The organism is Pseudoalteromonas obscura (assembly GCF_030135505.1).
Taxonomy (GTDB): Bacteria; Pseudomonadota; Gammaproteobacteria; order Enterobacterales; family Alteromonadaceae; genus Pseudoalteromonas; species Pseudoalteromonas obscura.
This window is the reverse complement of sequence record NZ_JASJUT010000002.1, coordinates 425,982-450,999: the sequence shown is the minus strand read 5'-3', so window position 1 is coordinate 450,999 and position 25,018 is coordinate 425,982. Positions and strand designations below refer to the sequence as shown.

At 43.4% G+C, this 25,018-nt stretch carries 21 protein-coding genes; 20 read left to right on the top strand and 1 reads right to left on the bottom strand.

The features are described from left to right. Window positions 1-11: 11 nt before the first annotated feature. The 8 genes from QNM18_RS06095 to QNM18_RS06060 all read left to right on the top strand — a co-directional run bounded on the left by QNM18_RS06095 (window position 12) and on the right by QNM18_RS06060 (window position 7,772). Window positions 12-1,364 carry a phage tail sheath C-terminal domain-containing protein gene (locus tag QNM18_RS06095; protein WP_284136670.1) on the top strand — a complete coding sequence of 451 codons (1,353 nt, stop codon included), beginning with the start codon at window positions 12-14 and terminating at the stop codon, window positions 1,362-1,364. After that, complete coding sequence (locus QNM18_RS06090) at window positions 1,364-1,879, top strand: phage major tail tube protein (RefSeq protein WP_023397066.1); 516 nt, start codon at window positions 1,364-1,366, stop codon at window positions 1,877-1,879. The genes QNM18_RS06095 and QNM18_RS06090 overlap by 1 nt, the downstream gene beginning before the upstream one ends. Window positions 1,880-1,882: 3 nt before the next feature. Then, on the top strand, window positions 1,883-2,140 hold the full coding sequence (locus QNM18_RS06085) for a phage tail assembly protein (protein WP_023397065.1): 258 nt from the start codon (window positions 1,883-1,885) through the stop codon (window positions 2,138-2,140). Between the two features lie 5 nt (window positions 2,141-2,145). Continuing rightward, window positions 2,146-2,271, top strand: a complete 126-nt coding sequence (locus tag QNM18_RS06080) for a hypothetical protein (protein ID WP_282099480.1) — start codon at window positions 2,146-2,148, stop codon at window positions 2,269-2,271. A 146-nt stretch (window positions 2,272-2,417) separates the two neighbouring features. Next, on the top strand, window positions 2,418-6,053 hold the full coding sequence (locus QNM18_RS06075) for a phage tail protein (RefSeq protein WP_284136669.1): 3,636 nt from the start codon (window positions 2,418-2,420) through the stop codon (window positions 6,051-6,053). A gap of 37 nt (window positions 6,054-6,090) precedes the next feature. Then, the gene (locus QNM18_RS06070; protein WP_211009753.1) at window positions 6,091-6,543 is read left to right on the top strand and encodes a phage tail protein; all 453 of its coding nucleotides are present in this window, start codon (window positions 6,091-6,093) and stop codon (window positions 6,541-6,543) included. After that, window positions 6,540-6,755 carry a tail protein X gene (locus tag QNM18_RS06065; protein ID WP_155250696.1) on the top strand — a complete coding sequence of 72 codons (216 nt, stop codon included), beginning with the start codon at window positions 6,540-6,542 and terminating at the stop codon, window positions 6,753-6,755. The genes QNM18_RS06070 and QNM18_RS06065 overlap by 4 nt, the downstream gene beginning before the upstream one ends. A gap of 6 nt (window positions 6,756-6,761) precedes the next feature. Continuing rightward, entirely contained in the window at window positions 6,762-7,772 is a 1,011-nt protein-coding gene (locus tag QNM18_RS06060) for a phage late control D family protein (protein WP_284136668.1), read from the top strand. A 161-nt stretch (window positions 7,773-7,933) separates the two neighbouring features. Here QNM18_RS06060 and QNM18_RS06055 read toward each other — a convergent pair whose 3' ends face one another. Then, the gene (locus QNM18_RS06055; protein WP_284136667.1) at window positions 7,934-8,827 is read right to left on the bottom strand and encodes a DMT family transporter; all 894 of its coding nucleotides are present in this window, start codon (window positions 8,825-8,827) and stop codon (window positions 7,934-7,936) included. 276 nt (window positions 8,828-9,103) lie between these two features. On the opposite strand from QNM18_RS06055, the gene QNM18_RS06050 reads away from it, so the two are divergent. The 12 genes from QNM18_RS06050 (at window position 9,104) to QNM18_RS05995 (ending at window position 24,968) form a co-directional block, all read left to right on the top strand. Beyond that, a complete protein-coding gene (locus tag QNM18_RS06050; protein WP_284136666.1) occupies window positions 9,104-9,250 on the top strand; it encodes a hypothetical protein in 147 nt (48 codons plus the stop codon). 390 nt (window positions 9,251-9,640) lie between these two features. Next, window positions 9,641-10,588 (top strand): homoserine O-succinyltransferase, encoded by a 948-nt coding sequence (locus QNM18_RS06045; RefSeq protein WP_284136665.1) that lies wholly within the window; start codon window positions 9,641-9,643, stop codon window positions 10,586-10,588. A gap of 58 nt (window positions 10,589-10,646) precedes the next feature. Beyond that, complete coding sequence (locus QNM18_RS06040) at window positions 10,647-11,669, top strand: homocysteine S-methyltransferase family protein (protein ID WP_417714792.1); 1,023 nt, start codon at window positions 10,647-10,649, stop codon at window positions 11,667-11,669. Window positions 11,670-11,680: 11 nt separating this feature from the next. After that, window positions 11,681-14,308 carry a methionine synthase gene (gene metH, locus QNM18_RS06035; RefSeq protein WP_284136664.1) on the top strand — a complete coding sequence of 876 codons (2,628 nt, stop codon included), beginning with the start codon at window positions 11,681-11,683 and terminating at the stop codon, window positions 14,306-14,308. A 248-nt stretch (window positions 14,309-14,556) separates the two neighbouring features. Next, window positions 14,557-15,252 (top strand): ABC transporter ATP-binding protein, encoded by a 696-nt coding sequence (locus QNM18_RS06030; RefSeq protein WP_284136663.1) that lies wholly within the window; start codon window positions 14,557-14,559, stop codon window positions 15,250-15,252. Between the two features lie 600 nt (window positions 15,253-15,852). Beyond that, entirely contained in the window at window positions 15,853-17,184 is a 1,332-nt protein-coding gene (locus QNM18_RS06025) for an ABC transporter permease (protein WP_284136662.1), read from the top strand. A 9-nt stretch (window positions 17,185-17,193) separates the two neighbouring features. Beyond that, window positions 17,194-18,402: an ABC transporter permease gene (locus tag QNM18_RS06020; protein WP_211009745.1), complete on the top strand. Its 1,209-nt coding sequence runs from the start codon at window positions 17,194-17,196 to the stop codon at window positions 18,400-18,402. Window positions 18,403-18,736: 334 nt separating this feature from the next. Continuing rightward, window positions 18,737-19,420, top strand: coding sequence for an ABC transporter ATP-binding protein (locus tag QNM18_RS06015; RefSeq protein WP_023397052.1), 684 nt, complete (start codon window positions 18,737-18,739; stop codon window positions 19,418-19,420). Window positions 19,421-19,431: 11 nt separating this feature from the next. Then, window positions 19,432-20,766, top strand: coding sequence for an ABC transporter permease (locus QNM18_RS06010; RefSeq protein WP_211009744.1), 1,335 nt, complete (start codon window positions 19,432-19,434; stop codon window positions 20,764-20,766). 9 nt (window positions 20,767-20,775) lie between these two features. Beyond that, window positions 20,776-21,984 (top strand): ABC transporter permease, encoded by a 1,209-nt coding sequence (locus tag QNM18_RS06005; RefSeq protein WP_284136661.1) that lies wholly within the window; start codon window positions 20,776-20,778, stop codon window positions 21,982-21,984. 240 nt (window positions 21,985-22,224) lie between these two features. Then, window positions 22,225-23,118, top strand: coding sequence for a hypothetical protein (locus QNM18_RS06000; RefSeq protein WP_211009742.1), 894 nt, complete (start codon window positions 22,225-22,227; stop codon window positions 23,116-23,118). Further along, complete coding sequence (locus QNM18_RS05995) at window positions 23,115-24,968, top strand: tetratricopeptide repeat-containing diguanylate cyclase (RefSeq protein WP_284136660.1); 1,854 nt, start codon at window positions 23,115-23,117, stop codon at window positions 24,966-24,968. Before QNM18_RS06000 ends, QNM18_RS05995 begins: the two co-directional genes overlap by 4 nt. The last annotated feature ends 50 nt before the right edge of the window (window positions 24,969-25,018 follow it).

The window sequence follows — 25,018 nt, the reverse complement described above, 5'->3', positions numbered from 1 at the left end:
AGGAGATATCTATGTCGGGATTTCTACACGGTGTAGAAGTAATCGAGGCGGATTCAGGTACACGCCCGGTAAGAACAGTAAAAAGCTCAGTAATTGGTGTAATCGGTACAGCACCATTCGCAAATGACGAAGCATTTCCACTAAATACACCGGTATTGGTTGCTGGTAAACGTGCAGATGCGGCATTGCTTTATGATTTTGCTGCAATTAAAAAAGCAAAAGCAGAAGCTGATGTGACAGTCAGCTCTGAGTTGTATAAAAATGCAGAAGCAAAAGCATTGGCTGACAAAGGCTCAGCGCTTACTACTGAAGAAAAAGATGCCATTCTTGCTCAAGTACGTAAAGAGTATGAAGCGACGGTTGAGCAGCATAAAGAAGTAGAGAAAGGTACTCTTGTTTCAGCCATCGACGGTATTTTTGACCAAGCAGGTGCGGTTGTGGTTGTTGTGCGTGTTGCTGACAACAGTGATGAAAATGCTGTTATTTCATCTATGTCTGCTGGCGTTGACGCTCAAGGTGAGTATATCGGTGTTAGTGCATTCCTAGGTGCTGAGTCTATCGTTGGTGTAACACCGCGCATTCTTGTGGCACCTGGTTACTCACATCAGCGTCCAGGCAACAATAGAAACCCAGTTGTTAGCGATATGGTTGGCATTGCTGAGCGTTTACGTGCAGTAGTCATTGCTGATGGTCCTAACACTGATGACGCGGCTGCTAAACAGTATCGTGGTGACTTCGGTTCTCGTCGTGTATTCGTTGTCGACCCACATGTAAAAGTGTTCAAAAACGGTGTAACAGAAGTTGAGCCTGCAAGTGCACGTGTTGCGGGTATGATCGCAAAATCTGACAACGACCGTGGTTTCTGGTGGAGCCCAAGTAATACAAACATGAATGGTATTACAGGTACTGCTCGTGCCATTGACTTCCAGCTTGGTGATAGTAGCGCTCGTGCTAACTTGCTAAATGAGAAGGAAGTTTCAACTATCATCCGTCAGAATGGCTTCAAACTTTGGGGTAACCGTACTTGTTCTGGTGACCCGAAATGGGCATTCCTTTCGGTCGTTCGTACTGCGGATATGATCAACGATTCTCTACTTCGCGCGCACATGTGGGCTGTTGACCGCAACATCACATCAACTTACATCAAAGACGTGACTGAAAGCGTACAAGCTTACCTTGATAGCTTAAAAGCACAGGGCGCTATCTTAGGTGGCCAAATCTGGGCTGATGAAGACCTTAACACACCTGAAAATATTCAAGCAGGTAAAGTGTACTTCAGCTTTGACTTCACACCACCGACGCCTGCTGAGCACATCACGTTCAAGAGCATTCTAACTAACAACTACTTAGAGGAAATCGTATAATGGCAATGTCTCCTAAAATCCTAAAAAAATCAAAGCTGTTTGTAGATGGTAAGGGTTACCTTGGCATTGCAGATGAGATCTCACTACCGAAAGTAACAGTGAAAACTCGCGAAGTAACTTCTGGTTTCCAAGCGCCAATTGAGCTTGATGTTGGTCAACTTGAAAAGCTTGAAGGTTCAATCACCTTACTTGAGTACAACGCAGATGTACTTAAGCTGCTTGGTGATTGGGGCGGTACTGGCAGAACAATCAACTTGACTGCTCGCGGCGCAATCCAAAAGCAAGGCGCTGCACCTGAGCCTGTTGTTGTCACATTACATGGCTTCTTCAAAGAAGTAGACATGGGCAGCTGGAAAGATGGCGAAGAAGCGAAAATGACGCTGCAATACGCTGTTCAAAAGTACAAGTTAGAAGTGAACAACGAAGTTATCTATAACATCGACCTGTACAACGATATCCGCGAAATCGCGGGTGTTGACCACATGGCGAACCTACGCAAGACAATCGGAGCTTAATCTATGACTGAAATCATTAAACTGACTTTCCCTATTACGGTCGATGGGCATGAGTATGCAGAACTAAAAATGAGACGACCTAAAGTGCGCGATCGGTTAATGGTTGATAAAGCGGATATTAGCGAATCAGAGAGCGAAATCCGTTACTTCTCACATTTGTGTGAAGTGTCTCCCGATATTATCGAAGAGTTAGACTGGAGCGACTTTGTTAAGTTGCGTGAGGCACTCCAGGCTTTTCTCGTATCCCGCCCAAGCGTCTAAAAGCAATGGTGATTGCCCTGGCTAAGTACACAGGGTGGGGCTTGCAAGAACTCAACGCGCTGACCGAAGACGAACTTATTGAGTGGTTTGAAGCAGCGGTTGATTACAAAGAAGCAACAGAGGCGGGGTAACCCGCCTTTTTTTCACCAGCGCAAGTTTGATAGCTCAAGGACTTAAGCGCAGTTTTAGGGTCTTGAGCTATCAACCTTGGCACATTGCCGTTCGTTGCAATGTGCAATCAATACATTCCCGCTTATCTCTCTTCCTAGGTATTATTATGAAACATCAAGAATTGTCTGCCAAAGGCCATTCAAAGAACAAAGTAAAGTACCGCCTACCTAAGCAGGATCAGGTTGATCCGAATGTTCAATTAGGCAGTATGCTTGCTAACTTGGTGAAAGCTAAAAAGCCGCTCGATACCAGCTCATTACAGGCTGTGATAGGGCAGTTAGCAAATGTGAATGTCAATGAATTGCTGGGCAATTCCAGCAAAATTATTTCAAGCCATTTAACTCAGTTTTCTGCTGTACAGGCCAAATCTAATCAAGCAGCAGTACACAGTGCTCAAATGCTGCAAGCGGCTCAAAATGAGCAGCAAGCTGAGACATTAAAAGCACAGGTTGATGCAAAAATTGGTGATGGCACTGGCTTAAGCGGTGCAATTAAATCACTGGCACAGCAAGTATCGGCGTTGGATTTTCAGCAATTACAAACGGCTGCTAGTAATGAACTGGCACAGCTGCAAGTTGCATTGCCACAGCTTTACGATGGCTTACCAATCAATGCATTGAGTGAGTCATTGGCAACGGCAAGCGCGCAAGTTAAAAGTGTCGATGCTCAAAACACATTAGAGCTACAACTTGATACATTGCGCCAAGCGGCGCCTGTTATGGTTGATGCGCTTGGTATTGCGCAAATGAGCGGCGATATCATCAGTGCTACGCAGGGAATTGCACAAGGTACTAGCAGTGATACTTTCAATGAAGACCTTCAGGCATTGATCCAAAGTGCGCCACAGGTACTTGAGACGTTTGGTTTTGATAAAGCCAGCGAGGTGGTTAAGCAAACACTGCCTGCAATATCATCAGTTAACTTTAAAGATGTGTTTGAAGGAGATATTACAAGCCTAGCCAGTGCAGCGCCTGAATTGTTAAATGCTTTTGATTTGTCTGAGGCTGCAAAAACACTGGAAGGCGCATTGCCCGTAGTTGAAGCGCTTAATGTTAAAGAGCTTCTCAATGGCGACCTATCGAGCATAGTCGATGCGACTCCTGAAGTATTCAAAGCACTAGATATGTCCAGTGCTGCACAAGCAATTGAACAAGCATTACCAGCACTAGAGCAAGTGGACATTGCGGCAGTAATGCAAGGTGATTTAAGTAGCTTGCAAAGTGCAGCGCCTGAATTACTCAAAGCAATCGACTTGTCAGCTGTTCAACAGTCATTGGCTCAGCATATTCCTGCGTTGTCACAGCTAGATCTTGCAAGTGTGATTGACGGTGATTTAAGTCAGGTTGTTAGTATCGCGCCTGAACTGCTTAAATCAGCTGGGTTTGAACAGGTTTCCAATACTTTAAGTGCAGCCATGCCTGCATTACAGCAGTTAGATCTAAAAGGCATTGCAGGTGGAGACATATCGAGTCTAATGTCTGCGGCGCCTGATTTATTGGCGTCAGTCGGGTTAAATGAGGCCTCTGAAACTCTTGGGGCTGCATTACCTGCGCTACAGCAGCTTGATTTAAAAGGCATTGCTAGCGGTGATGTATCAAGTTTGATGTCGGCGGCACCAGATTTATTGGCGTCAGTCGGACTAAATGAAGCTTCGGAAACTCTTGGGGCTGCATTACCAGCGCTACAACAGCTTGACTTAAAAGGTATCGCTGGTGGTGATGTATCAAGTTTAATGTCGGCGGCCCCTGATTTATTGGCGTCAGTTGGCTTAAGTGAGGCATCCGAAACACTTGGGGCGGCATTACCAGCGCTACAGCAGCTCGACTTAAAAGGCATTGCCAGTGGTGATGTATCAAGCTTAATGTCGGCAGCCCCTGAGCTGTTAAAAGCAGCTGGATTGGGTGAAGCCTCGGAAACGCTCACAGCCGCGTTACCAGCATTGCAACAGCTTGACTTGAAAGGGATTGCCAGTGGCGATGTATCGAGCTTGATGTCGGCAGCCCCAGGGCTATTAAAAGCGGCGGGCTTAGATGAGGTGAGCGCCACATTGGATGCGGCCTTACCTGCACTGCAAAAGCTTGATACCAAGGCTATTTTAGAGGGCGACTTGAGCTCTTTGATGCAGCAAGCGCCTGAATTATTAAACGCATTTGGTTTACAGGACGCGGCGAGCCTTTTCACCAAGCACTCGGCTCTGATTGAGAAGCTCGACTTTAAAGGCATTTTAAATGGTGATTTGTCGTCATTAACGGGGGCTGTACCAGACCTATTGGCGGAATTTGGCTTGGGTGACCTTGGCTTAGATTCATTATTTGACGGAGAAGATGAGCAAGAGGAAAAGTCCAAAAAAGCAAAGAGGAAGCCGAAGAAGCGACGTAAAAAACCAGCTAAGCGCAACAAGTCTAAAGCGAAAAGTGCAGCGAATGATGAAGCTGCACAGCGTAAAGCTGCGAAGTTGAATGAGACTTCAAAAGAGACAAAATATAAACCTAAAAAACCAGCGAAGCCTGCTTTAAAGGTACTTGATGGCGGTAAGGCAAAACCAGCAAAGCGCCCCAAAGTGAAAGCTCCTAAATCATTTAAAGCGCCAGCAGCAAACGATCCGATGTTTTCTAAGTTGGGTCAGTTTTTTGGTAAGAAAGGTGGTGCAATATCTACCTTAACAAAAGGACCAGGTAAATATTTAGGTAAATTGGCCACGCCTTTAACAGTGGCGATGGGGGCGTTGGATGCTTACTCTGCTTTAAGCGACGACTCATTGAGCAAGCAGGAAAAAACCAGTCGAGTCGGTGGCGCTGTTGGTGGCATGGGCGGTGCTATGGCTGGTGCCGCGGCAGGTGCTGCAATAGGCTCCGTTATCCCTGTAGTCGGGACTGCTATCGGAGGTATTGTTGGCGGCGCAATTGGTGCATTTGGTGGCGAATCTGTTGGCTCGTTCTTAGGTGATACCCTTGGCGGTTGGTTCTTTGATGATGAGCCGAAAGAAAACACAGAAAATCCTGAAAAGACGGCAAATGTATCCAATACCATAGCGCAAGGTCAGGCAGAAGTTCAATTTAGTGAAGCAAGTAATTCGACTTCACAACAAACCCAGACACCTCTTCAGTTTGTCAAAGATAATGTCATCAATGAAGCCAATATGGTGATGGGTACGATGGCAGCGGTTGATGGTAAGCCGAATGGAAAGTGGCAAAAAGCGTCGCAGCATGGCCAATTACTTGGTCACGCGTTAAATGGCCATACCATCTATCAAGCGGCAGCCAATGATGAATTATCAACACAGGAAAAAGCACAGACGATTGGTGGCACACTGACAGGGGCATTGAGCTCTGAAGGGGTTTCGCACCTAGTTGGGAAAATTCCTAAATATGGCAAGTTCTTAGCCCCTGTGGCGGGTTACTTGACTAATGCTGTTATGTCTCAAGTAGGAGGAGACTTCTTCGCTAGTCTATTTGGTAGTGATAAGTCTGAGCAATCTGAGGCATCAAAAGCAAAAGGACAGTTATCGACGCCAAAACCAAGTGCACTTGCCGAACCGAGTACATCTCAATCGCAAATAAGCAGTGATATGCATACTCAGGAAGTAGCAGGCAATATTACTGTTAATGCGAATATCACTGTGAATGCGCAAGGTGAGCAGCAAGCTCAAGAGATTGCGCTACAAGTGAAGCAAGTTCTAGAGCAGCAACAGCAACAGGCGATGCGCGATTACCGCGCTCGGTATTATAATGAGGTAGCTTAAGGGGTCATCCCCTTAAGCTTTTTTAAGAGGACTTTCGATGGCAAAGATCAATCATGCCAACTACATGATGCAGCTGGGTGAGTACAAGTTTTCTGTCAGTACAGCGGCATTTCAAAAACTACAGTTTAATACTGAATATCGCTGGAAAGATCTTGAATCACAAACCGACAAAAATAGTCCAGTTAAGCAGTTTATTGGTGTTGGTGAACAAACCTTAGAGTTAGAGGGAACAATTTTCCCACAATTGGTTGAAAATGGTTTAAAGCAACTTGATTTTATGCGTGATGAAGCGACTCAAGGTGTGCCTTTAACTTTGACTTACGTTGAAGAAAGCGGCAAGTCTAGCCCAAGTGTAGGCCGAGTTCTTGGCAAATGGGTTATTAAATCCATTAATGAAACCCGTACCTTGTTTTTGAATGATGGTATTCCAAGAGAAATTCAATTTAGTATGCGATTGTCTCGTTACGATGGCAATGAAGGAGCATCATGATGAGTGCTGTGAGCTACATAACCCGAGATGGAGACTGTCTCGATCTCATCTGTTTTCGACATTATGGACGCAGTGCGGGCATGGTAGAGCGTGTGCTTGAAGCAAACTATGGCCTAGCTGACTTGGGACCGATTTATCCGGAAAACATCAAAATAGTGTTACCTGATGTACCTAAGCCAAAAGTGCAGCGAGAGATTAATATCTGGGAGTAGAAGGCCATGGAATTACAGCCGCAATATTCAGTGAAAGCCAATGGAAATGAAGTCGCTGAACAGCTACGAGATAGAATCGCTGAAGTTAGCGTGACCTTACGCACTGGTTTGTTAAGCGACATGTGCGTTGTTAAATTTGACAACTTAGAAAAAGCGCCGATCACATTGCCGCAACCAACGGATAAGTTGGAGATAGCAATGGGTTATAAGCAGGGAACGGAAGATAGCAAAGCGCCCAGTGTCGTGATGGGTGAGTTTCAAGTTGGTGAATATCAGATCACAGGGCCGGTGAGGGCGCTTGAATTGGTTGGGAATAAGGTCCTATGGGATCAAAACTTAAAAGCCGCCAAACTCAGATCTTGGCCCAGTGAACCTGAAAGTCCACTCACACTTGGCAGTGTGATTTCCGATATTGCCCAGGAATATGGGTTGACCCCTCGGATTGCCCCTGCGTTAGATAGCATTACATTACCGCAAATCGAGCAAAGTGAAAGTGATATGCAGCTGATGAGCAAGCTTGCTCAGCAGCATGATGCAGTAATGAAAATTATCAATGACAACCTTATTTTCATGAAAAAAGGCACTGGTCGTTCTTTATCTGGCCAGCCTTTACCACAGGTCACACTTGAACCAAAGTGGATCATTGATTGGAAGTTCAATACCTTGCACTATCGATTGACTAAAGAGGTCGTGGCTAAGTTTCACGACCTAGGTATTGCACAGTTGCAAACAGTCTCCGCAGGTGGTGGTGCGCCGAGTTTAACGTTACCGTATACGTATGCCGATGAGGCAAGTGCGCAGCATGCTGCAGACAGCAAATTGGCGCAACTTACACGGGCGCATGTCAGTGCAGATATGGTGGTTTATGGTAATCCAGACATCATGGCGGGTGCTGTTGTTGAAGTGCAAGGGACTCAAAGCGCATTAGATAAGCGTTGGTTTGTTAAAGAAGTGCGACACGTAATTAATGGCCATGGTTTCTTGTCTTACTTAAGCTGCGAAACGCTGTCCGAATAATTATTTTTCACCTCATAAATATTAAATATTTCATACCGCACTGCTGATCATGCGGTGCTTTTCCTTCCAAACCTCCTACCTCCAAGGTCGTCTCACCTGTTTGCTCACGTGCATTGCTCTATGCATAAACAGGCTGAGATGGCCTCTTTCCAACTATATAGTCACCCTTTTAATAGTAAAACTATCCCCACCAAAGCTGTTACCCCACCCAATATCATAGCGCGTGTCACATGCTCTCTTCTTATCAAACTCATCGTCATAACCATTAACGGCGCGGCAGAAAAAATGGTTTGTGCTACCGCAGGGTCGGTATTATTGACAGAGACAAGTTGTAGCCATAAACCGATGAAGGTGCCAAAGAAAACCGCTGCAAACAACCAAGCTTTGCCCTCAATTCCTTTGAGTGTAATGGCGCGTGTTAAGCTGCTGTGTTTTATTACTGCAACTATCATTGCCACCACGAGCGTGCCCGCAGCAAGGCGTATCATGGCTGCCCACAAGCTGCTGATGTCATCATTATTTAGTGCACCTTTTGAAAGGACCATGCCGGCGGCTTGGCATGTTGCGGCTCCCAGCGCAAATAATACGCCCTTACGGTAAATGTCTTTATCTAGTTTTGGCAGCTTTTGACTGGGTTTGACTGCAATAACGACGCCTAAAGTAGTAATCAAAATACCGAGCCAAGCAGTGGCAGATAGATATACGCCTAACAGCGCGATATTCAGCAATCCAGCAATGGCTGGCGCGAGTGATTCGATCACCAATGTTCGGGCTGGACCAATATTGCGCAGGGCTGCGAAGTAGGCACTGTCTCCAATTGCAATGCCGACAATACCGCTGGCAATTAACCACCCCCAGCTTATATGACTAGTAGGCAATTGGCTGTCCCAAGTTAAAAGTAATATGACGCCCATCAATGCAGAGGCTATTACCCCTTTAGCGACATTGAGCTCTAGGGGATTTAAATGATGGCTAAAACGTTTATATAATAGGGTTGAAAATGCCCATACTGCGGCTGCACAAAATGCAGCGATTTCTCCTATACCCACAATCATCTTTGTTATTTAGTCGTCTAATCTGGCTGTACTGTAATTATTTTGTGAATTTATGCAATGTAATTGAGCTTAATAGTTACGGTGATAGTGCTTCTCTCTGACGCTCTCCAGCTTCAAAAAATAAACTTTCAGTTTTTATTGAAAGCTTAGAACTTATTTTGTTACACTCTGTTGTGTTGAAATAGTCGTGTGCTTAAATCGGCCTGTGGCCACTTGTTGGAGAACATAATGATCCTCGATGCGATTCAAATTAATTTAATTCTTTTGAGCTTTTGTATGTTTATATCTTGTTTGATCATGGCTATGACTGAGTCAAAGCTGTTTGTCGGAGAGCAACGTCTAAAAGTGAGTATTGAATATGGGATTTTTGCTTCAGCAGGGCTGATAGTAAGTGTCGTATTAGGGTACGGTTATTTCGGTTAATCATCTACTTGCATGACAGGGTGCTATTTGTTCTGGCACCCTTTATCCTTTCACCCTTTATCCTTTCAACCTTTATCCTTTCAACCTTTATCCTTTCAACCTTTATCCTCACACTCCCGCCAAATTTAAATTTCACATTTTTGAGAATTAAATTTACTCAACTCACTGAGTTTCAACCCTTATTTTGTATTCAATTTTCCCTTTCTCATTTTTGACGGTATTGAGACGGTTTCGAGAAATAGAGACTTACCTGCTCGTTTTTGCCAATGGCATATTCGGGAATTCTCTAATTTAGACGTCTGAACATCTAGAAGTTGAAATTTTATGGCGTTCGTTCATAATGTCAGCCAATATATTACAGTTAGTTTTGTCTATTCTGGGGAGGGTCTCATGCCGATCACTGTTAAAGACGAATTACCCGCCATTGCGAGGTTGCGTCACGAAAATGTATTTGTGATGCCGAAAAGTCGCGCGATGTCTCAAGAGATCCGTCCTATGCGGTTGGCAATCTTGAACTTAATGCCCAATAAGGTAGAGACAGAGGTTCAGTTTATTCGTTTATTGGCAAATACGCCGTTGCAAGTAAATGTGGATTTGCTCAGGTTGGACACACATCGCAGTTCAGAAAACTCAGAACAACATTTGAATATGTTTTATCGTTACTTCTCAGAAGTTAAAGACGAAAACTACGATGCTTTGATTGTCACAGGTGCACCTTTGGCGCATTTAGAGTATTCAGATGTGATCTATTGGCAAGAGCTACAAGCATTCTTTGACTGGGCCGAACATCATGTCACTTCAACTCTATTTTCCTGTTGGGCCGCTCATGCAGGCTTATATCACCATCATGGATTGAAACGAGAATTAAAAGAGCAAAAACTTTGTGGCGTATTTAAACACCGAGTTTATTTTGATCACGGCGCACTAACACGTGGGTTTGACGATGAGTTTTTAGTGCCCCATTCCCGATATGGTCATATTGATATTGAGAAAATCAATCGCAAAGAAGATTTAGTGGTATTGGCCGGTTCAGAACAAGTCGGGGCCTATCTACTTAAGAATAATACAGGGAGCCAAGTGTATATTACGGGACATCCAGAGTATGATGCGGATACATTGCAAAAAGAGTACTTGCGAGATCTGCAAAATGGACCAGATGCCCCTATGCCAGACAACTACTTCCCAAACAATGACTCGGGAGTTAAGCCATCGAAAACGTGGCAAAGTCACGCCTTTTTATTATTTTCAAATTGGTTAAACTATTATGTTTACCAAACAACTCCGTACGATATTAATCTCGTTAGCCAAGACGTAAGGACTAACAATTATGCCGAATAACAGTGTGCCATTTGAGCCTGTCGATGGCCAAGCCGTATCTGAAGCGCTGAAAAAGACGATGCAAGAGCGCATCGTTATTTTAGACGGTGCTATGGGAACCATGATCCAAAAACATAAGTTTGAGGAAGAAGATTACCGTGGAGAGCGCTTTAAAGACTGGCATGTATTGATCAAAGGCAACAATGACTTGTTAAGTTTGACTCAGCCTGATGTGATTAAGCAAATTCACCGAGAGTACCTTGAAGCGGGTGCTGACATTATCGAAACCAATACCTTTAACTCGACTACCATTTCAATGGAAGATTATGACATGGCGAGTTTAAGCCGAGAGATTAATTTTGAGTCGGCCAAATTGGCACGTGAAGTCTGTGATGAATTTACCGCCAAAGATCCGAGCAAGCCTCGCTATGTTGGCGGTGTTTTGGGACCAACATCAAAAACCTGCTCTATTTCCCCCGATGTGAATGATCCAGGCTATCGCAACGTGACTTTTGATGCGCTGGTGGAAGCATACATTGAGTCTACCCTTGCCTTAATCGAGGGGGGAGCGCACCTTATTTTGATTGAAACAATATTTGATACCCTTAATGCTAAAGCGGCGGCTTACGGAGTTGAAGAGGCTTTTGAGCAAGCTGGGGTTAGGTTGCCAGTAATGATTTCGGGTACAATTACAGATGCTTCAGGTCGAACTCTATCAGGGCAAACGACAGAAGCATTCTACAATTCAATTCGACATATTAAGCCTATCTCTATTGGGCTTAACTGTGCGTTAGGCCCAGATCTATTGCGCCCATATGTGGAAGAGTTATCTCGGGTATGTGAAACATTCACTTCCGTGCACCCTAATGCTGGATTACCGAACGAATTTGGTGAGTACGACTTAGAAGCTGACGAGATGAGTAAAGAGATTGTTGATTGGGGCAATGAAGGCTTTATTAACATTGTTGGTGGGTGCTGCGGGACGACACCGGAGCATATTAAGGCCTTTGCTGAAGGGTTGAGCCCTGTGTCACCGCGTAAGCTTCCTGAGCTTGAAGTTCGCATGCGTTTGTCAGGTCTTGAAGCCTGTAATCTGAATTAGGAAGTATCATTATGACGCAATCTACCGCTGTATTTACCAATGTGGGTGAAAGAACCAATGTCACAGGTTCAGCACGCTTTAAACGTCTCATTTTAGAAGAAGATTACGAAACGGCCCTAGAAGTTGCGAGAGAGCAAGTGGAGGGAGGCGCGCAGGTGATTGATATCAACATGGATGAAGCCATGTTGGATTCAAAAATGGCGATGGTGAAGTTTTTGAACCTTATTGCTTCTGAACCTGAAATTTCAAAAGTGCCTATCATGGTTGACTCCTCTAAATGGGATGTCATCGTTGCGGGTCTGAAATGTATCCAGGGCAAGGCCATTGTTAACTCTATCTCGCTAAAAGAGGGCAGAGAGCCGTTTGTGCGCCAAGCCAAGATATTAAAACGTTTTGGTGCAGCTGTTGTTGTTATGGCGTTTGACGAAGTCGGTCAAGCTGAAACGGCAGATCGTAAGTTTGAGATTTGTCAGCGCTCGTACAAAATTCTTGTGGATGAGCTGGGGTTTCCACCAGAAGACATCATATTTGATCCGAATATCTTTGCCGTTGCCACCGGTATTGAAGAACATGATAACTATGCCGTTGAATTTATTGAAGGCACGCGCCGCATAAAGCAAAATCTACCCCACTGTAAGGTATCAGGCGGTGTGTCTAACGTGTCGTTCTCGTTTCGAGGCAACAACCCAGTTCGTGAAGCGATCCACTCAGTATTTTTATATCATGCCATAAAAGCGGGTATGGATATGGGGATCGTAAACGCAAGCCAGTTGGCGGTGTATGACGATATTCCACTTGAATTGAGAAATGCTGTTGAGGATGTGATCCTCAACACTGATCCCGGTGCGGGCGAACGCTTAGTTGATATTGCACCTAAGTACTCAGGTATGGCGCAAGCTGAGAAAAAAGAGGACTTAGAGTGGCGTACATGGCCAGTTGCAAAAAGGTTAGAGCATGCCCTTGTTAAGGGGATCACTGAGTATATCGATGAAGATACCGAAGAGTGCCGTCTCAGCTTCGACAAACCTATTCAGGTAATCGAAGGGCCACTCATGGATGGCATGAATGTGGTCGGTGATTTGTTCGGTGCTGGTAAAATGTTCTTGCCTCAGGTAGTCAAGTCAGCCCGTGTAATGAAGCGCGCGGTGGCTTACCTCGACCCATTTATCGAAGCTGAGAAGGAAGAAGGCGCGAGCAACGGAAAAATAGTCATGGCCACTGTGAAAGGCGATGTACACGATATTGGTAAGAACATCGTGGGTGTTGTGTTGCAGTGTAACAACTATGAAGTAGTTGATTTAGGTGTGATGGTGCCTGCTGAAAAAATCCTGCAAACGGCCATCGATGAAAAAGCAGACGCTATTGGCCTGTCTGGTCTTATTACCCCTTCACTGGATGAAATGGTACACGTGGCAAAAGAAATGACACGTCGAGGCTTTGATATTCCACTGTTAATTGGCGGTGCAACCACATCTAAAGCGCATACGGCGGTTAAAATTGAGCCTCAGTACGACAAAGGCGTTATTTATGTAAATAATGCTAGCCGAGCTGTAGGGGTTGTGTCGAGTTTACTAAGTGATACGCAAAAGCCCGCATTTTTGGAAAAAACGGCTAGTGAATACGTTAAGGTTCGTGAGCAGCAAGCGCGTAAAAAACCGCGTTCCAAGCCTGTGACTTTAGCCCGTGCTCGGGACAATGCCACTAAGTTAGACTGGGATAATTACACACCGCCTAAACCTAAAAAGTTGGGGGTGACTGAGTTTAAAGACGTTAGCATCGCCACTTTACGTCAATATATAGATTGGACTCCTTATTTCATGACATGGTCTTTGGCAGGCAAATACCCGCGTATTTTAGAGGATGAAATAGTTGGTGAAGAAGCTAAAAAGCTATTTGCTGATGCCAATGCGATGCTCGATGAATTAGAGCAAACGGGTAAGTTGCAACCGCTAGGCGTAATTGGTTTATTCCCAGCCAACCGAGTAGACGATGATATCGAAATTTACGCCGATGAATCTCGAACAGAGGTGATTGGTAAGTCGTGTCAATTGCGTCAACAAACGGAAAAAACAGATTTTCCAAATTACTGTTTAGCTGATTACGTTGCACCAAAGGGCATTGACGATTATTTTGGCGCATTTGCAGTCACAGGTGGTCTTGAAGAGGATGATCTGGCGGATGCATTTGATGCGCAGCAAGATGATTACAATAAGATCATGGTCAAGGCGGTGGCAGATAGGCTAGCTGAAGCCTTTGCTGAGTACTTACACGAACAGGTTCGCAAGGAGTACTGGGGTTTTGCTGCTGATGAGTCGTTAACTAATGAAGAGCTTATTCGCGAAAACTACCAAGGTATTAGACCCGCACCAGGCTACCCAGCATGTCCTGAGCACACGGAGAAGAAAAAAATCTGGTCGTTGTTAGATGTTGAAAACCGCATCGGTATGAAGCTAACGAGCTCTTATGCAATGTGGCCAGGTGCAGCTGTTTCTGGCTGGTACTTCTCACATCCTGACGCTAAGTATTTTGCAGTTGCTACCATCCAAAAAGATCAAGTTGAAGACTACGCCCGCCGTAGTGATATGACCATAGAAGAGGCTGAGCGTTGGCTGTCTCCTAATCTTGGTTACGATACTTAAACCTATCCAGTGGGCTTGTTAGGGGGTAACTGCTCTAACAAGTCATTTTTGCTGTATTCTTAGTGTTTTTTTAATGAATTTAGCGGGTTGCATACAGCTTTTGCCGTGTTATATTTTTAACTATGCAGTTGCGTATTCATTGCCTTTCAGGCTGTACTTTTTGCAGCCTCTCTCATTATATTGCTGATGGGTGTCGGTTTTTCATCGTAATGAATAGTATAAATTTAGTGGTAAAGTAGTGAGTGTATATGCTTAATTTTTCCAGTGTTACTAAAAATTACGAAGAAAACACCGTGGTTACTCAAGCATTACAACCTTTTAATTTGCAAGTTTCATCGGGGGATTTTATTGCGTTGGTCGGCCCGTCTGGTTCTGGAAAAACGACCTTTTTAAATATTGCTGGTTTATTAGAGTCTCCCAGCTCTGGCGAATATACTTTTTTAGATAAAGACGTAAAGACACTCAGTGATAAACAAAAATCTCGATTACGAAGCTCTGATATTGGGTTTGTTTTTCAGGGCTTCCATCTGCTTCCCGAACTAAATGTCTATGATAATGTGGAGATCCCTTTGCGCTACAGCAGGGTGCCTGCCAAGCAGCGCCGTGCCAGCGTGATGTCATTACTAGAGCAAGTTGGACTGTGTGACAGAATTAACTGTAAACCAAACCAGTTGTCTGGTGGCCAACAGCAAAGGGTAGCCATTGCGCGTGCATTAGTTGGTAAACCCTCACTCATATTAGCTGATGAGCCGACTGGCAATTTAGACTCGCAAAATGCCGCAGATATTATGGCTATTTTATCGTCCCTTAACCAGTGTGGTACCACGATTTTAATGGTCACTCACAGTTTAAAGTTGGCGCAACAAGCCAAACGAGCTATTGAGATCCGCGACGGTGTTTTAAAAGAGCGTTGTATCGAACACTATGCTGCAAGATGGGGTTAAATAAATACTTGGCTAAATAGCCACATTCTAAATATTGATTGCTAGGGCAATCTTGAATTGAAAATCGCCCTATATACGCCCCGTAGAGCAACATTTTCCTATATAATTTTTCTTCTTTTATAACGAAGCTGTTAACTTTGTTGTTTCTGGGTTTTTATTGTGTATCTATTTGGTTTTTGTTAGCCTAACCAGCGAAGAAAAAAATTACCCCTAAATAAACCTCAAATGTTTACGGTTCAGTTCGACGAGTGCTTAACTGCATTACATATGGGCGATGGAAAGCTTAGGTACACACGAAGGAATTTTAGGCGTAATTGTGTTTAGAATATCATTTACCAATAATAATCACATACTTGGGATACTCTATATAACTCACTTATGTCTGAAAGGCTTTAGGCAGCGAGCCAGTTATCATTGTGGATAAATATACTAAGCAACTTGTCGCTAGTAAGTTGGAATCTATAGTGCCTTTCCCCCCTTGGTTAGCTATTTGCTCGATGTGAGTATTTTTAAAAGGGTTTGAGCTTAAGCATGCGTGTCTGAGCAATAGAATTATAAAAATTATGTTAGTGCTACACCCACCGCTGAACAGGAGATAACATGCTGTACTACTATATACGCATGGCGGTATTTAGTCTCAAAAGAACACCTCTGTTAAGTTTCTTAATGATAGCGACTATTTCAATAGGCATTGCTGCGACCATGGTCACATACACTGTTAGCTACATGATGACAAAAGATCCAATCCCCAGTAAAAGTGAGCGGTTATTTACTGTTCATTTAAGCTCATGGGATCCGTCGCGCATGTACAGAATGGTGGATGGAAAAGAAGAAATTCCCATTTTTGTTACTTATCAAGATGCAATGAACTTATACAACGAAAAAAAAGGCAAGCGCCAAACAATTATTGGCAGCCATAAAACAATGAGTCGTTCCCCAAGTCAGCCACCGGGCGAAGCGCTATCAACCTTGTTGCGGGCAACCACATATGAATTTTTTGATATGTTTGAAGTACCGTTTTTATATGGTTCTGGATGGGCAGAGTCCGATGACGAACAAGGTGAACGGGTAGTTGTATTGTCGAAAAAGCGCAATATGAAACTCTTTAACGGTCTAAATTCAGTTGGAGAAGAAGTCTTAATTGGTGGGCTTTTATATCGTGTAGTTGGCGTATTGGATGATTGGGTGGTACTGCCTCGATTTTACCTTGAGAGCCATGATGCATTTATGGATGTCAGAGATATGTTCATTCCATTTCGCTCCAATATTGATAATGAATGGATTGCAGCAAGTGATGTTAGTATGTACTGCTGGGGCGACTTTGAGATGAACAAATTTAGCTCTATGCTCACTTCAGAATGTGTATGGCTGTACTTCTGGGTAGAGCTTGAATCTTTAACTCAGCGCGAAGCGTATTTTGATTTTGTGAATAATTACGCGATGGAGCAACGAGCTTTAGGACGTTTTCAACGTGAGCAAATGAACCGAGTGCTCAATGTACCAGAATTTATAAAACACAATAAAGTTGTGACCGGAGATAGTCGTTTGGCAGTTTGGCTGGCATTGGCTTTTTTAGTCGCCTGTTTACTCAACTGTATGAGTTTAATGATGACAAAGTTTCATGGCAAAGGGGCTGAGATTGGATTAAGAAGAGCGGTTGGTGCAAGTAGGGAAGATATTGCTTGGCAATTTGGTTGTGAAACGATTCTGATAGGTCTTTTAGGCGGAGTTATGGGTTTGTTATTGGCAAATTTGGGTCTGATCATCACAGCTGAAATATACAGTCACTTAAACCCGGCACTCATGACAATGAACGTTGAGTTGATGGTAACCACCTTATTGTCGTCTGTGATTGCGAGTTCGCTTTTTGGCCTGTACCCAATATATAGAGCTTGTAAAATTCAGCCATCAAGCCAATTGAAGAGCTTATAGGTCAATTAAATGAAGGATCTTAAACCAATTCTTAAATCATTGTTGTATGCCAAAACAGCACCTCTTTTGTTGATATTGCAAATTGCAGTTGCATTCACAATACTCGTTAATTCGGTTTTTATGCTTGTACAGAAGCATTCAGAGTTTACTAATCCGAGCGGCTTAGATGAAGATGTTTTATTTTCGTTTCAAATGTCTCTGCATGGCTCACCAGAAGAGCGAGTAGCCAGCATATATCGAGATCTAGATGCTATCAGAGCGTTAGATAGCGTCGAGGAGGTTGTCACGGTTAACTCCATACCGCTGTCCCACCGTGGAGCGGGTATGGAAGTGAGATTAAAACAAGGCACACATGAATATGATTCAAAAGCAGGCCTGTATGCGGGTGGCCATCAAATGATTGAAACCATGGGGTTAAAGCTGATCGCCGGTGAGGGGTTTACCTTGTCTGATGAGCGAGCGTTGAAAGATTTTGGTTTGAGTCAGCCTGTTGGTGTGGTGATCACCAAAGCTTTAGCTCAGGACCTTTATCCAAATGACTGGCGCCAAGCACTAGGTAAAACACTGTATTTGAATGACAAAGAACAATCTGTTAGAGGCATTGTTGAACAGTTAGTTGGCCCTTGGAGTTTCTGGGGGTATAAAAATAACAACTTCTTGGTTCCCACACTATTTATGATGACGGATGCGAGCTTTATTGTGCGTGCGCATAAGGGGTTGCTTGATCAAAGTATTAGAGATGTGAAGGATTTGCTTTTAGTTGATCCCAGTAGAGATATTGACAACTTTATGAAGATCACTGAAACAAGAGCTTGGGCATATCAACCGCAGATAGCGGCTTATAATACGCTTAAAATAGTGATTGTTGGTTTGTCCATTATCATAATGTTGGGTGTATTCGGTCAAACTCGCTATACAATCCTAAAGCGACAAAAACAAATTGGTATTAGGCGAGCGTTAGGAGCTAGCCGGAATGAAATAATCAGATATTTTATGCTGGAGAACCTCTGTATTAATGTGTGTGGTATTTTGTTTGGCTTAGGGTTAACCATTGTCGCGAATAACTTACTGGTAATGCATTTTGGCCTAGTTCCCGTACCTGCGCACTATTTGCTCATTGGTGTGGTTGTTGTACTTTTGGCTGGCGTATTGGCAGTTCTTCAGCCTGTGCTTAAAACAGCGAGTATTTCACCAACTGAAGCGACACGTTCAGCGTGATCTTTTTGCAAGCGCATGTGCAGCAATTGGTTCAATAGCAAACTTTATTTATTTGCTTTTGTTGGCCACTCTTTTATGCATTTATATTTACGATGACAACTTGCCCTGCACTTTATTTTTCGGTAAATATAATATTAATTTTGTGTTTATTTTGTCTTTTTTAGTCTACAATAATTTGAGTGCTCTTTTTGGGTACTTAATTGCTCAGTTTGAGAATGAAATATAATAAATGCTTAAGGAACAGCAAGCTATATTCTTTTTCACGACCCGTTGTAGTCAGTAAGTATAGTGAAATGCTGTAGAATAATAAGTACACAAAGTTAAAGGAAATATCATGCTTAAAATGCGAGGAGTAGCAAAGTCCTTCACCACGGATACGGTTAAGACGCAGGCGCTGCAGCCGTTTGATCTCGACATTCAACAAGGTGAGTTTGTTGCAGTTGTAGGTCCTTCAGGTTCTGGAAAAACAACATTTTTAAATATTGCTGGGTTATTAGAGGAACACTCGCAAGGGCAATACTTATTGGATAACCAAGACACGACCGGATTATCCGACAAGCATAAATCTTCATTGCGAAACCAAAAAATTGGTTTCATTTTTCAGAGCTTTAATCTAATTCCCGAGCTCAACTTATTCGACAATGTTGAAATGCCGTTAAGATATCGAGATTTTAGCGCTAAAGAGCGAACGGAACGTGTGCTCAACGCACTTGAGCAGGTCGGTCTTGCTGGACGAAAGTCGCATTACCCTCAACAGTTGTCTGGTGGTCAACAGCAGCGAGTTGCTATTGCCCGTGCACTTGCGGGTAGTCCCTCCTTCTTACTCGCCGATGAGCCGACTGGTAACCTAGATTCTAAAATGGCCGACGGTATTATGGCGCTACTCAAAGATATTAATAAGCAGGGGACTAGCATTTTAATGGTCACCCACGATATGGAGCAAGCTCAGCAGGCTGGCCGTATCGTAGAGATACGAGATGGAAATCTGAGTGAGCAAAAACACGCTATATCAGCTTAGAGGTGCAGATAATGGGCAAGTATTATTTCAAGCTAGCTTGGCTTAGCTTAAAAAAAACGCCATTGCTGAGTTTGCTGATGATAGGCACGATCGCTATCGGCATAGCTGCTTCTATGACAACAATCACCGTCGGGTACATGATGGGTCAAAATCCATTACCCCATAAAAGTGAGCGTGTAGCAATGGTACATCTAAATTCTTGGGACCCTTCACAGCCAATAGGTTACAGAAAAAACGGTGAGGTAGATATTCCCTCTCTTTTAACGTATCAAGATGCGATGGCTTTATTGGCTGCGAATAAAGCTGATAAGCATGTGCCATTTGTCTCATTTAATTCGGCAGTTAGAGCGGAAAACGAGGATGTTATTGATGCGCAACTACATCAAATACGTTCAACAAGCCGACATTTTTTTAGTGTGTTTGGTGCTCCCTTTATCTATGGCGGTACTTGGAGTGAGGAAGCTGATCAGCAAGGTCAATCAGTCATTGTGTTGTCGAAAAGAGAAAATGATCGTCTGTTTCAAGGGGCAAACTCAGTTGGAGAGCATATTATTGTCGGTACTCATTTGTATCGAGTTGTTGGCGTGATTGATGACTGGCAACCTACGCCTAAGTTTTATGTCAACTATTATGACATGTACAGCCCGACGTTGCCTTTTTTTGTCCCGCTTGAGTCACAAATTCAAAACAACTTTTTTTCTCCAACAACAATGGGATGGTATTGCTGGGGTGACGGCCCAAGCTCAACTTTGCAGGAAGTCATGTTGTCAGAATGCGCATGGATAAGGTTTTGGGTTGAGTTTGAATCTGAAGATAAAAAGCATGAATATTTCAAGTTTATGGAAGACTATACTGAGGAGCAAAGAAAAGTAGGCAGATTTGCGCGACCTGAGCCTAATCGTTTGATGTCTGTTACTGAGTACCTTGAAGAGGAAGGCGCTGTTAGTGAAGAAAATAAGATAGGCATCGGTTTTGCGTTGGCATTTTTATTTGCCTGTCTATGCAATGTAATGAGTTTGATGATGACAAAATTCCATGGAAAAGGTGGCGAAGTTGGCCTGCGCCGGGCCGTGGGGGCGTCTAAGCAAAATATTACAGTGCAATTTGGCTTTGAAGCGGCACTGATTGGCTTTTTTGGTGGTGTGATTGGTTTATTGTTAACTCAGTTAGGGCTCTCAGCTTTGACAGATATGTACCCTGAGTATCATGTCAATGTAATGACGATGGATATAACTTTAATGGTATCTACTGTTGCATTGGCTGTCAGTACTTCGCTGCTATTTGGATTATGGCCAATATATCGGACGAGCCGTGTTCAGCTATCCAGTCAGCTTAAAAGTTTATAGGAGCAGTAGATGAAGGATTTCGCACCCATACTTAAAACGCTGTGGAAAAATAAAACGGGCCCGACATTACTGATCATACAAATCGCGGTGGCATTTACGATTTTGATCAATATCTACTATATGGCCATGTCTAAGTTGCATGAGATAAATTTGCCAAGTGGACTTGGTGAAGATGTACTTTTTTCATTTCGCACTAATTTACCGGTTGAGTCTGAGGCATATGAAGCACTTTTAAAGCAAGATTTGGCGGGTATTAAAGCGCTAAACAGTGTTGAAAGTGTGGTGACAACAAACTCAATACCATTGGCGGGATGGGGATTAGGGTTGCAATTTAATGAGTCTGAAGACCCTGATAGTTTTATCGCCTACGCGGGTATTTACAGTATGTCCGATGAGTTTATGAAGACTCTGAGTTTGGTTGTAATAATGGGCCGAGGGTTTGAAGATAGTGAGATGAAGATTTCTAATCAAGACTACAGTGAACTCTCCAACTCAATTCTCGTCACAAAAGCAATGGCTGAGCACGTGTCGCCTGAAGACTGGTCAGCTGCAGTAGGTGTAATAGTTTATATGAATGGCCGTCCGTACCAAATCGTTGGCGTTATCGACAAGTTAATTGCTACTTGGCCTGATTGGAAAGGAAATGAACGCAGTGTTGTATTCCCTGTATATAGCTTTTCCGGTGAAAATAGATTTTTGGTGAAAGCCAGAGCGGGGCAGCTTGAACAGGCTATGGAAGATGTGCGCAATCTGTTGTTGCAACAGCCGGGTAAGTTCGTAGCAGATCTTCACACGTTCAAATATACTCGCGAAACAGGATACAAAGCCATGAAGTCTTCGTTGAGCATACTGATTGGTGTCACAATTGGACTAGTCATGTTAACTATGTTGGGGGTATTTGGACAGGCACGTTTCACGCTGATGAAACGACGTCGTCAAATTGGTACAAGAAGGGCGCTAGGAGCGAGTAAGTTACATATTATGAGGTTTTATATTATTGAAAACCTTGTTGTTGTTGGGATCGGAGTAGTATTTGGCAGCCTTTTTGCCGTGCTCTTAAATGTCAAACTCATGGAACTTTTCCGCTTAGACTCTGTACCGTTGGAATACTTTTTATATGGTGGTATCAGTGTTTGTATTGCAAGTTTGATAGCTGTTGTCCCCACCGCATACAGCGCTGCAAACATTTCACCCGCAACTGCCACCCGCTCTGTGTAACTCCCTGAAACACTCCTTTTAGGCAAAACCTTTGCTTAATTGGAGTGTACTTTTCTTAAATTAATCTCATTATTCAGAAAGTCCTATGAATACTTTGACTTAGCCGTTTTTACGGGTTTGTTATGGAATATTATTCTTTTTATTAGTGAAAAAAGCTTATTTTTATGTTGGTTTTTAGTTAACATGTCGAGAGTGGTTTTAGTATACTTTGGATTATATTGATTCGAATGCGGGGTAAGCATGAAGCGGCTGATATGGCTGTGGCTCATTTTTTATACTGGTAGCCTGTATGCTCACAATCAACTGGTGGTTGATATTATGAGCAGTGAAAACTTCAGTCAGCGCTATGCCGAATTTCTCAACGGCCGCTCACCGTTGGATGTGCAGTCTTTTTATCCGACGACAAAAGGGTCACATATTGAGATTATTGAAATGGTCCTTTTACAGCAGGCGCTATTTTTAGGGGGAGAGACACGAGAGGTGATCTTCAACCCTAAACCCTCTGTAAATATCGTGGAGTTTTCAGATATGCTTTCGGGTGAAAGCCTGATTTTGGCGCGCAGTGTTTGGCATGAAGATATTATTAACTATAGGGGCTCACTCTATGTGAGTGATGCTGTGGTTGAATTTGGTCAATATGAAGCCGGTCTATACGTTACTAAGCGAAATGTAGCATTGCAAAACTTACCGCAAGAGCAGTTGGAACAGCTAACTGTTGTTGCAAATCCAAGGTGGCGAGTGGACTGGCGGGCACTAAATAATACCGATATAAATATTGTGAGCTTTATCGGACCTTGGGAAACCATGCTCAATATGGTAGAAACCGAAGTGGTTGACGCGATGTTGATCAATTTTAGTGTTAGCCAAAATCTATTGCTAAATTTTGAAGAGCGGGAATACGTTCCTATTCAGAATATTAAAATGATGTTGCCGGACTCACGGCATTTTATTGTCAGTAAAAAACACCCTCAGGGGGAAATGATTTTTGCGGCGCTTAACAGGGGATTAAAAATATTACGGGCTCAGGGTGTGCTCGATAAAGCCTTACACCAATCGGGGTTTATCAATCACCTCGTTAAAGACTGGGAATACGTCAATCAACAAATGCTCTCTTCAAGTCAGGTCGAGCCATGAAAAAAGAGCTGCTTTTAATCGTGAGTTATTGGTTGCTGAGTGTTAGCGCTTGGGCGAATATCAACACCGAAGCAACCCCCTCTCAACGAGAAGATTTATCTAAGATGCTACTGCATTTAACCGATAGCCTAGAAGAAGATTACGATCTCAATTTGTTACCACAAGTACGCGTGTTGAGAGAACAATCTAGGCAGCTTGGGGAAAAACACTTACAGGCGCGCTCACTATTGCTGGAAGGGTTGATCCGACAACACTTTGGTGATTACAAACACAGCCTAGTACTCCACAACGATGCGCTGGCCATCGCGAAAAATCTGGATTCCCCCATACTTGAAGTACAAATCTATCTTGCTCTGGCACAATTGGAAATGGATTTGGAACGTTTCCGGTATGCGCAGCAGTTACTCTCTCGTGCTTATACGTTGATCACAACCCGCATTGATGCAGAGCAATCAAAAAAATTAATGGGGGAATATGTGTTGTGGCAAGGTTCGCTGTATTTGCTTAAAGGAAGTTACCGTCAAGCACTCGCGACTTTAAGCAAACATTCACTGTCAGAATTTAGAGGGCTATCGAGTAAACTCGCACTAGCCAGGGCATGGGCTTATTTGAGTATCGGGGCGTATCCAAAGGCGCGTCTGCTGATGAATTCAAACTATATAAACAAATCAGAATTGAGCCAAAATTTACACCTGAGAGTACGTTATCAGCTTATGAATGCGACTGCTTATTTGCAGGCTGGTGAATTTACCTCTGCGATACATACTGCCAAGCTGGCGTTAAATGAAACCTTCGGCACGCGCTTTTTAACGGAGCAGTCCAAGCTGCAAAAAGTGTTGGCTGGTGCCTATGCGCAATTGGGAGATTTTGAGCAGGCGCATTTGTATCTCAAGCGTTTTGCGCTTTCTCAGCAAGCGCTTAACTTGCAAAAGCGCAACAACAAACTCCTGCAACTAGAGGCGCAATATTCTCTCGCGGCACAAAAACAACAATTAAGTGTGTTGGAAAAAGACAATGCGTTACAAGCGCAACAATTGATCCAGCACCAGCAACAGATCGACAATGCACATCTTGCGCAACAGCGTGGTGTGTTGGGGCTTTTACTCATTGCTTTGGTTTTAGGGTTTGGTTATTGGAGATGGCAAAACAAACGCTATTTAATAACGTTAAAGCAGCAGGTTGCAGAGCGTACAGCGGAACTTGCAGAGCGCAATAAAAGACTGCAAGCACTGAGCTTTACAGACAGCTTAACTGGATTAAATAATCGTCACTACTTTTTCAGTGTCATTGACGCACAGATAAAACCTCAATCTTCGCCACAAAGCGAAAAGCAAGAGATGATATTTTGTTTATTGGACATAGATCACTTCAAAAAGGTGAATGACACCTATGGACATGCCGCTGGCGACCTTGTGCTACAAACTGTGGCTGATATTTTAAAACAGTGTACGCGTGAAGGTGATTTGGTGATCCGTTGGGGTGGGGAAGAGTTTTTAATTGTAATGCCAAATATGACCCACAATGAAGCAATTGAGGCTGTAGAGCGAGTGCGAAGACAAGTAGAGTGTTTCCCGTTTGTCGTGAATGAACAGGCTATTCAGGTGACTTGCTCGATAGGTTTTGCTCCTTACCCTTTGACCAATGGTGCAAATAAATCATTAAGTTGGGAACAAGTGATAGAATTGGCAGACAATGGGCTATACATGGCTAAAAAAGAGCATCGAAATGCTTGGGTAGGCCTTCATAGCCTTAATCATCCGCTAAACTGCTCTATAAAGCATTTAAACAAAGATTATAGAAGTCTTATTAATAGTGGTCAGGTGACTGCATCTGTCAGTTATCAAACTTAAAGTACTGGCAGAAAATGGCATTCAACATGATAGAATGGCAAGCATCTGTA

Bases quoted from the DNA above. Each gene is read 5' to 3' on its own strand.
- QNM18_RS06080 (WP_282099480.1), top strand. From the start codon at position 2,146: ATGGTGATTGCCCTGGCTAAGTACACAGGGTGGGGCTTGCAAGAACTC.
- QNM18_RS06045 (WP_284136665.1), top strand. From the start codon at position 9,641: ATGCCGATCACTGTTAAAGACGAATTACCCGCCATTGCGAGGTTGCGT.
- QNM18_RS05995 (WP_284136660.1), top strand. From the start codon at position 23,115: ATGAAAAAAGAGCTGCTTTTAATCGTGAGTTATTGGTTGCTGAGTGTT.
- QNM18_RS06005 (WP_284136661.1), top strand. From the start codon at position 20,776: ATGAAGGATTTCGCACCCATACTTAAAACGCTGTGGAAAAATAAAACG.
- QNM18_RS06050 (WP_284136666.1), top strand. From the start codon at position 9,104: ATGTTTATATCTTGTTTGATCATGGCTATGACTGAGTCAAAGCTGTTT.
- QNM18_RS06075 (WP_284136669.1), top strand. From the start codon at position 2,418: ATGAAACATCAAGAATTGTCTGCCAAAGGCCATTCAAAGAACAAAGTA.
- QNM18_RS06000 (WP_211009742.1), top strand. From the start codon at position 22,225: ATGAAGCGGCTGATATGGCTGTGGCTCATTTTTTATACTGGTAGCCTG.
- QNM18_RS06010 (WP_211009744.1), top strand. From the start codon at position 19,432: ATGGGCAAGTATTATTTCAAGCTAGCTTGGCTTAGCTTAAAAAAAACG.
- QNM18_RS06040 (WP_417714792.1), top strand. From the start codon at position 10,647: ATGCAAGAGCGCATCGTTATTTTAGACGGTGCTATGGGAACCATGATC.
- QNM18_RS06060 (WP_284136668.1), top strand. From the start codon at position 6,762: ATGGAATTACAGCCGCAATATTCAGTGAAAGCCAATGGAAATGAAGTC.
- QNM18_RS06055 (WP_284136667.1), bottom strand. From the start codon at position 8,827: ATGATTGTGGGTATAGGAGAAATCGCTGCATTTTGTGCAGCCGCAGTA.
- metH (WP_284136664.1), top strand. From the start codon at position 11,681: ATGACGCAATCTACCGCTGTATTTACCAATGTGGGTGAAAGAACCAAT.
- QNM18_RS06030 (WP_284136663.1), top strand. From the start codon at position 14,557: ATGCTTAATTTTTCCAGTGTTACTAAAAATTACGAAGAAAACACCGTG.
- QNM18_RS06090 (WP_023397066.1), top strand. From the start codon at position 1,364: ATGGCAATGTCTCCTAAAATCCTAAAAAAATCAAAGCTGTTTGTAGAT.
- QNM18_RS06015 (WP_023397052.1), top strand. From the start codon at position 18,737: ATGCTTAAAATGCGAGGAGTAGCAAAGTCCTTCACCACGGATACGGTT.
- QNM18_RS06020 (WP_211009745.1), top strand. From the start codon at position 17,194: ATGAAGGATCTTAAACCAATTCTTAAATCATTGTTGTATGCCAAAACA.
- QNM18_RS06065 (WP_155250696.1), top strand. From the start codon at position 6,540: ATGATGAGTGCTGTGAGCTACATAACCCGAGATGGAGACTGTCTCGAT.
- QNM18_RS06095 (WP_284136670.1), top strand. From the start codon at position 12: ATGTCGGGATTTCTACACGGTGTAGAAGTAATCGAGGCGGATTCAGGT.
- QNM18_RS06025 (WP_284136662.1), top strand. From the start codon at position 15,853: ATGCTGTACTACTATATACGCATGGCGGTATTTAGTCTCAAAAGAACA.
- QNM18_RS06070 (WP_211009753.1), top strand. From the start codon at position 6,091: ATGGCAAAGATCAATCATGCCAACTACATGATGCAGCTGGGTGAGTAC.
- QNM18_RS06085 (WP_023397065.1), top strand. From the start codon at position 1,883: ATGACTGAAATCATTAAACTGACTTTCCCTATTACGGTCGATGGGCAT.